2 protein-coding genes are annotated in these 2468 nt (G+C 62.0%); both read left to right on the forward strand.

The genetic code is table 11. The annotated features are described in order from the left end of the window. The first annotated feature begins 112 nt into the window (after positions 1 to 112). Complete coding sequence (gene istA, locus FOY53_RS22465; RefSeq protein ID WP_146592518.1) at positions 113 to 1681, forward strand: IS21 family transposase; 1569 nt, start codon at positions 113 to 115, stop codon at positions 1679 to 1681. Then, positions 1611 to 2339, forward strand: coding sequence for an IS21-like element ISPkr1 family helper ATPase IstB (gene istB / locus FOY53_RS22470; RefSeq protein ID WP_146592519.1), 729 nt, complete (start codon positions 1611 to 1613; stop codon positions 2337 to 2339). Before istA ends, istB begins: the two co-directional genes overlap by 71 nt. Positions 2340 to 2468 lie beyond the last annotated feature (129 nt).

Below are 2468 nucleotides of genomic sequence, written 5' to 3' on the forward strand. Positions count from 1 at the left end.
TGTGAACAAGCATGCAATTTTGACCCCGTGGCGGGGTGATCGGCGTCCAAAAGTGACCCCCTTATACTGATTTGGATAATGCCCCCGAGGCTATCGGGGAGCACAGTGTGGGATGTTGGTTGTGGAGACGATTGCGAAGATCCGTCGGGCGTATTTTCAGGACAAGAAGCCGATCAAGCAGATTTGCCGGGAGTTGCGGGTATCGCGGAACACGGTGCGCAAGGTGATCCGATCCGGTGTGACGGAGCTCACCTATGAGCGGACGGTCCAGCCACAGCCGAAGATTGGGCCCTGGAAAGACAATCTCGACGAGATGCTGGCAGTGAACGCGCGCAAGCCCAAGCGCGAGAGGCTAACCCGGATCAGGATCTTCGAGGAACTCAGAGCCCTCGGATATGACGGCGGCTACGATGCTGTCCGGCGCTACGCGGCCTCATGGTCCAAGGAGGAACAGGAGGCATCGGGCCCTGCCTATGTGCCGCTGACCTTCGATCCCGGTGAGGCCTATCAGTTTGACTGGAGCCATGAGATCGTGGTGATCGATGGCGCGACGACGACAGTGAAGGTGGCGCACGTCCGCCTTTGCCACAGCCGAATGCTGTTCGTGCGAGCCTACCCGCGCGAGACACAGGAGATGGTCTTCGACGCCCACGACAAGGCCTTTGCCTTCTTCGGCGGAGCCTGCGCTCGGGGGATTTACGACAACATGAAGACGGCGGTGGATACGATCTTTGTCGGTCGCGACCGCGCCTACAATCGCCGGTTCCAGCAGATGTGCGGGCATTACCTGGTCGATCCCGTCGCCTGCACCCCCGCCTCGGGCTGGGAGAAGGGACAGGTCGAGAACCAGGTCGGCGTTATCCGGCGGCGGTTCTTCGTGCCGCGACCGAAGTTCAAGAGCTATGCCGAACTCAACGCTTGGCTTGAAGACCGGTGCGTTGCCTGGGCCAAGTCCAACCCGCACCCCGAGCTCCGGGATCGGACAACTTGGGAGGTGTTCGAGCAAGAACGCGCCAGCCTGGTGCCGTATGTCGGCCCCTTCAATGGCTTCCACGCGCTGCCTGCCTCGGTGTCCAAAACCTGCCTCGTTCGGTTCGACAAGAACCGCTACTCGGTGGATGGTCGGGCCGTCGGTCGCCCAGTTGAGATCCGTGCTTATGCCGAGCGGGTCGAGTTCTGGCAGGACGGCAAGATTGTGGGGCAGCACGACCGAGTCTTCGGCCGCGACAAGGCGATTTACGACCCGCTGCACTACATCCCTGTTCTGGCTCGCAAACCGGGCGCGCTCAGGAATGGCGCGCCCTTCAAGGACTGGGAACTGCCGCCAGCGATCAGGCGTGTGCAGCGCAAGCTTGGCAAGGCGCCGAATGGTGACCGGCAGATGGTCCAGATTCTGAGCATGATCCCAACCGATGGGGTGGATGCAGTGGAGGCTGCCTGTGCCGAAGCGCTTAACGAAGGAGCCCCCGCCGCCTCGGTCGTCATCAATATCCTGGCCCGGCATCGTGAGCCGCCGCCGCCGCTGACCATCGATACGCCGGACGCGTTGCGGCTGACCTGCGAGCCCGTGGCCGACTGCAAACGCTATGACAGCCTAAGGAGACCCAACCATGGAAAGATCACAGGTGCTGGACGCGATGAGCCAGCTGAAGCTCTACGGCATGAAGGCCGCCTACGATGAGATCATCGCCACAGCGGTGAAGCGCCAGCACGAACCGCAACAGATCGTCGGCGATCTGCTGACCGCCGAGATCAGCGAGAAGCAGGCGCGCTCGATCAAATACCAGATGACGATTGCCAAGCTGCCACTGGCCAAGGAGGTCGATGAATTCAGCTTCGAGAACACGCCGGTCAACGAGACGCTGGTGCGCGATCTGGCCTCCGGAGAGTTCCTTGAGCATCAACGCAACGTCGTGCTGATCGGCGGCACCGGGACCGGCAAATCCCATCTTGCCGTGAGCATCGCCAGGGCCTGCATCCGCCGTGGCAAGCGCGGCCGCTTCTTCAACGTCGTCGACCTCGTGAACAAACTCGACGCCGAAGCCCGCGCTGATCGCCAGGGGCGCACTGCGGATCTCTTGTGCCGCCTCGACTTCCTAATCCTCGACGAGCTCGGCTATCTCCCCTTCGCACAGACCGGCGGCCAGCTGCTGTTCCACCTCGTCAGTCGCCTCTACGAGCGCACGTCCATCATCGTGACGACCAACCTCGACTTCGGTGAGTGGCCATCGGTCTTCGGAGACGCCAAGATGACGACAGCGCTACTCGATCGCCTTACCCACCACTGCGACATCGTCGAAACCGGCAACGAGAGCTGGCGCCTCAAGACCCGCGAATGACCAAGGCCCCACTGGCCCGATACGGCTGCGCTGTGTGAGGGCTACACCGCATCGGGCCAGCTACCCGAGCGCCCCAAGGGGGTCATTTTTGGATGCCGATAGGGGGTCAAGATTGCCTGCCGATTGACA

This window comes from Puniceibacterium confluentis (assembly GCF_007923445.1).
Taxonomy (GTDB): Bacteria; Pseudomonadota; Alphaproteobacteria; order Rhodobacterales; family Rhodobacteraceae; genus Puniceibacterium; species Puniceibacterium confluentis.